This is a genomic window from Acinetobacter sp. KAM396 (genome assembly GCF_021602765.1).
Lineage (GTDB): Bacteria > Pseudomonadota > Gammaproteobacteria > Pseudomonadales > Moraxellaceae > Acinetobacter > Acinetobacter towneri_A.
On sequence record NZ_BPPH01000064.1, the window covers coordinates 1 to 4,517 of the forward strand.

Consider the following 4,517-nt stretch of genomic DNA (forward strand, 5'->3'; position numbering starts at 1 on the left):
GGTCGAGGTACGCCAACCAAGCGTTTAAATTCAGAATCTGAAAAACGGTTTAAGTTCTGATATCTCATGAAACTTAGATTGAGGTGGTTTTTACTTTCGCAAGAGATCTATAGTACAAGTATTTAAAAAGACATTTCGTGTCGTTAATATGGTTTACCCTAGTCGCTTATATCCTCGTGCTGAACCACGAGGTTTTACGCTCCAGTGGATAAATTTTCTCAAAAACATATTTTTCCGCACTTGCTGAATCAAGTCATGCAAACCCCATCCTTAATGGATTTGCGACGAGAGCTTTTATTGGGCGTATCGGGCGAGGTTTTGGAAATTGGCTTTGGTACGGGTTTAAATTTACCTTTTTATCAAGGTGTAGATACCGTGTATGCCTTAGAATCCAATGCAGCAATTTTCCAATTGGCGCAGGAACGAATTGATGCAGCACCGTTCGTGGTTGAGCAGATCACCGCAAGTGCAGAACAACTGCCTTTTGCAAATAATCAATTACAGCATGTGGTATCCACTTGGACGTTGTGCAGTATTCCAGACCTAGAACAAAGCTTGCGAGAGATTTATCGTGTCTTACAACCGGGCGGCACTTTGCACCTCGTAGAACACGTTTTAAATCGACAAAACTTAAATATTCAGCGTTTGCAACATCTGCTCACACCAATTCAAAAGAAAGTTGCAGATGGCTGTCACTTAAACCGTGACATTGAAATTGCCCTACTCGAAACTGGTTTTGAATTGGGTGAAGTCCAATATATTGATATTGCAGGCATTCCAAGTCTTGCACAGCGCATGTTATTGGCGCGAGTACATAAACCTCTTTAATCACAATCCTCAAAATCAATCCGAATGGTTTCAAAACGCAGTCTGCCCTGCTGAATGGCCTGCGCAATTGCTTGCTGACCTTTGGTCAAACGTGCGCCACCACTTTTAATATCAATTAGGACGATTGCAATATCTTCGGCATGCCCATTGCCATCCCGATAATCGGTATAGCCATCAAACACGATATAATCAACAGGATCACCTAAAAATTTGGCATCGCTCGGTAAATACTGAAATTCGGGCATAATCGGTGCTAATTGCTCTGCCATTTTGCCTTTCAGTACCGCACGACTGGTATTTACACTGCGCTTTTGTGCCTGCAATAATGCCTGCTGATGTGACAGTTCAATTTCTGCAATATATTGTTCATACTCGGCTTTAATCCGTCCATTGCGGCTATTGCTTAAAATTAAGGTGGTCAGCACCACGCCTATACAGGCACCAATCAGCATCGCCATCCAGATTGACATAAAACCTTCCTAAACCTTTTTTGCAGAACTCGATACGACTTTTGTCAACTGTCATATTCCGAGCACAAAACAATGATATGCTAGGGATGAGCAGATTAAAATCGATTCGAGGGTCATGAAAACTATATTAATTGCCAACCAAAAAGGTGGCTGTGGAAAAACCATTACGGCTATTAGTTTAGCATCTGCGCTTGCACAAAAAGGCTATAAAGTTGCTTTGGCGGATGCCGACAATCAAAAATCTGCGCTGCAATGGTTAAAACAACGACCAGAAACAGCCGCTCCAATTCAAAGTTTAGATTGGCGTCATGAAAAGTCGATTGGCGATGCACCCAAAAACATTGAATATTTAATTATTGATGCACCTGGTGCGTTATCGGGTGAGCATGCCGAGCAATTGATCAGTGAAGCACATGCCATTATCACGCCACTACAACCTTCATTTTTTGACATTGACTCCACCCGTCGCTTTTTAAAGCATTTACAAGATATTAAGCGCATTCGCAAAGGCAAGGTACAAATTTTATTGCTGGCCAACCGTGTTAAACCCAACTCTGCCAGTTCTAAAGATATTCAGGACTTTTTCCAGAAAATTGAGCAACAGCCTGTGGCATGGATTTCAGAACGTGCCGCTTACGGACAATTGGCCATGCAGGGTCTCAGTATTTTTGATAAAACCCAAAAGACTTATTTACAGATGCAAAACCAATGGCAACCTGTATTAAACACCATTGTAGATGACCCTAGCCAATGGTTTTAATGCATACAGTCACCTCCATTTAGAATTTATTCACCAGAACTTACCAAGCTCTCGTTTTCGGGAGCTTTTTTTTCAGTTAATATGGCAGATGACCTTAGGAATGTTTCAGTGAATTCAGTGCAACAATACGCGCCAACATTACAAAAAATTTTATTGTTTGGACTGTTTTTTGTCCTGATCTTTTTGAGTTTTCACATACTCAAATATTTTATTGTTCCAGTTGTTTGGGCAGCCATTATCGCCTATATGAGTTGGCCGCTGTATCAGTCGGTGCTACGTTTGTGCGGTCATCGTCCTACGCTCAGTGCAGCCCTAATGATGCTATTGGTTACTTTGGTGGTGGGAATTCCACTCACCTTTGCCATTTTTATTCTGCAACATGAAGGTCGCAACTTATATTACGAACTACAAAAACAGGTCCTTTCTGGGCATTTAAATGTCCCTGATTTTATTCGCAATTTACCCATTATTGGTAAAGAAGTAACGCGTACCCTTAAAGAAATTAATCACGACCCGAACAGCATTGTGCAATCCGTTTCCTTATGGATTCAAGGGCATTTAAATTACGGCAAAGTGGTGATTAATGAAGTCAGCAAAAACCTGATCAAACTGGGTTTTGCCCTGCTGTCATTATTCTTTTTCTACCGCGATGGTCACACCATCTTGCATCAAGTCAGCAAAGCGCTAGAAATGGTAATTGGGCCACGTATTCATCACTATTTAGATACTATTTCTGAAACCACACGTGCTGTGGTGTATGGCGTTGGACTCACTGCAATTGCGCAGGCTTTACTCGCAGGCGTAAGCTATTTTGTCGCTGGGGTACCTAACCCAATGGTGCTAACCATTGTGACTTTCTTATTTGCCTTAATTCCGTTTGGCCCACCGTTAGCTTATGGTTCGGTGTCGCTGTGGTTATTTAGCCAAGGGCATACCATGGAAGCGATTGGCGTGATGGCATGGGGTGTATGTGTGGTCAGCACTGCCGATAACGTGATTCGTCCCTTGGTGATTTCGGGCGCCACTCAAATTCCATTCCTTTTAATCATGTTTGGAGTTTTAGGTGGAATTGCCAGTTTTGGTCTAATTGGTCTATTTATTGGCCCTGTGATTTTGGCTGTGTTACTGGCCATTTGGCGTGAATGGTTGCATGAAAATAACCAGCCCGAAGCTTTAATGTTGCCCAAAGCCACACTTGCACACGACCTACCCGAAGACGATTCATCTTCCAATTCAAAGCTTGATTAAGCTTTCTTTCTGATCATATTGCTCACATGGCTGTGTTGATCTGAACAAATCAGCTCAACACAGTACATACATTCCACTACGCAAATGTTGTATTGTAACGGAGCTAACTTTGCTTCAATCAAGACATCCCTAAATATTATGCACAACAAACAGGATGTCTTTTATGCGCTCAATACTCAAATTTGCCAGTCTTGCTGCTTTTAGTGGCCTAGTACTCATGGGTTGCAGCACCACCGCGACCACACAACAAAAATCAAAAATTGTAAAAATGCATGCTGTTTCAGCACAAGGGATTGGCAAGGAATTAGGTACGGTTGAACTGCGTGACAGTGCAGCAGGCTTAGTCATTCACACCCAACTCCAACAACTCCCTGCAGGCGAACGAGGTTTTCATATCCATGAAAAAGGTTCATGTGCAGCAGCAGAAAAATATGGAAAAATGGTTGCTGCTTTGGCAGCGGGCGGACATTATAATCCCAAAAATGTCACGCATCATGGTACGCCGCTGACAGGACATTTAGGGGACTTACCGGCTTTAAGTATTGCAAACGACGGAACAGCCAAAGTGACCGTGATTGCACCCCGTTTAACATTGGCACAAGTTGAAGGATTGGCCTTGATGATTCATGCAGGCGGTGATAACTATGCCGACCATCCAAAACCATTGGGCGGCGGCGGTGAGCGAATTGCCTGTGGGATTATTTAAGCGAGCATGATGCATTTTCAATAAAACATTTATTACCAATTGTGGATAAGTTAAGGGTTATACACATGCCTTTCGACTTATCCGCAAAAAGTAGAATTTATCTTATTATGGCTTATTCTCAAACGACGCTCAATGCAGCTCTTCTTGCTTTATATCGGTCGTCTTTCATAACCATACTTACTCGTTTTTTAATAACTTGCTACTAACTTGCACAAAATTAGCTCAATTTTGCAGCCATCGTATCTAGTTCATCAATGTGCAGAGCTCGCAACAGCTCGTCTTTGAGATTGTCACTATTTGCGCTACACTGCTGTTTTATCGACATGAAAAAGATTTGGGCATGAATATTAAAACATTACGTTGGGTTGGGTTCCTAGAAGGTATTTCATTCTTATTATTAGATCTCTTGCGAAAGTCATTATTGAAAATTTATCCGGTTTACCAGTGCAGCGATTAAGTTAATGCGTAAACCGAATCTTTTCCGTCTATTTCGATAGCGTTCACT

Annotated in this window: 5 protein-coding genes and 1 pseudogene; 4 read left to right on the forward strand and 2 right to left on the reverse strand. The window is 42.0% G+C overall.

The window, feature by feature from the left end; translation table 11 throughout:
• Positions 1 to 255 precede the first annotated feature (255 nt).
• A complete protein-coding gene (locus L6C30_RS14235) occupies positions 256 to 828 on the forward strand; it encodes a class I SAM-dependent methyltransferase (RefSeq protein ID WP_236163320.1) in 573 nt (190 codons plus the stop codon).
• Here the strand turns inward: L6C30_RS14235 and L6C30_RS14240 are convergent.
• On the reverse strand, positions 825 to 1,298 hold the full coding sequence (locus L6C30_RS14240; RefSeq protein WP_004974557.1) for a Holliday junction resolvase-like protein: 474 nt from the start codon (positions 1,296 to 1,298) through the stop codon (positions 825 to 827). The genes L6C30_RS14235 and L6C30_RS14240 overlap by 4 nt on opposite strands.
• A gap of 115 nt (positions 1,299 to 1,413) precedes the next feature.
• On the opposite strand from L6C30_RS14240, the gene L6C30_RS14245 reads away from it, so the two are divergent.
• From L6C30_RS14245 to sodC, 3 genes are all read left to right on the forward strand, one after another.
• Positions 1,414 to 2,058: a ParA family protein gene (locus L6C30_RS14245; protein WP_019836190.1), complete on the forward strand. Its 645-nt coding sequence runs from the start codon at positions 1,414 to 1,416 to the stop codon at positions 2,056 to 2,058.
• Positions 2,059 to 2,166: 108 nt separating this feature from the next.
• Positions 2,167 to 3,306, forward strand: a complete 1,140-nt coding sequence (locus tag L6C30_RS14250; RefSeq protein WP_236163319.1) for an AI-2E family transporter — start codon at positions 2,167 to 2,169, stop codon at positions 3,304 to 3,306.
• A gap of 163 nt (positions 3,307 to 3,469) precedes the next feature.
• Positions 3,470 to 4,012: a superoxide dismutase [Cu-Zn] SodC gene (sodC, locus tag L6C30_RS14255; RefSeq protein WP_236163318.1), complete on the forward strand. Its 543-nt coding sequence runs from the start codon at positions 3,470 to 3,472 to the stop codon at positions 4,010 to 4,012.
• A gap of 418 nt (positions 4,013 to 4,430) precedes the next feature.
• Here the strand turns inward: sodC and L6C30_RS14260 are convergent.
• Positions 4,431 to 4,517, reverse strand: a pseudogene (locus L6C30_RS14260) (IS5/IS1182 family transposase); the annotation flags it as partial.

What these genes read in the sequence shown, in the direction of transcription:
- L6C30_RS14235 (WP_236163320.1), top strand. Translation starts at nt 256, where the DNA reads ATGCAAACCCCATCCTTAATGGATTTGCGACGAGAGCTTTTATTGGGC.
- L6C30_RS14240 (WP_004974557.1), bottom strand. Translation starts at nt 1,298, where the DNA reads ATGTCAATCTGGATGGCGATGCTGATTGGTGCCTGTATAGGCGTGGTG.
- L6C30_RS14245 (WP_019836190.1), top strand. Translation starts at nt 1,414, where the DNA reads ATGAAAACTATATTAATTGCCAACCAAAAAGGTGGCTGTGGAAAAACC.
- sodC (WP_236163318.1), top strand. Translation starts at nt 3,470, where the DNA reads ATGCGCTCAATACTCAAATTTGCCAGTCTTGCTGCTTTTAGTGGCCTA.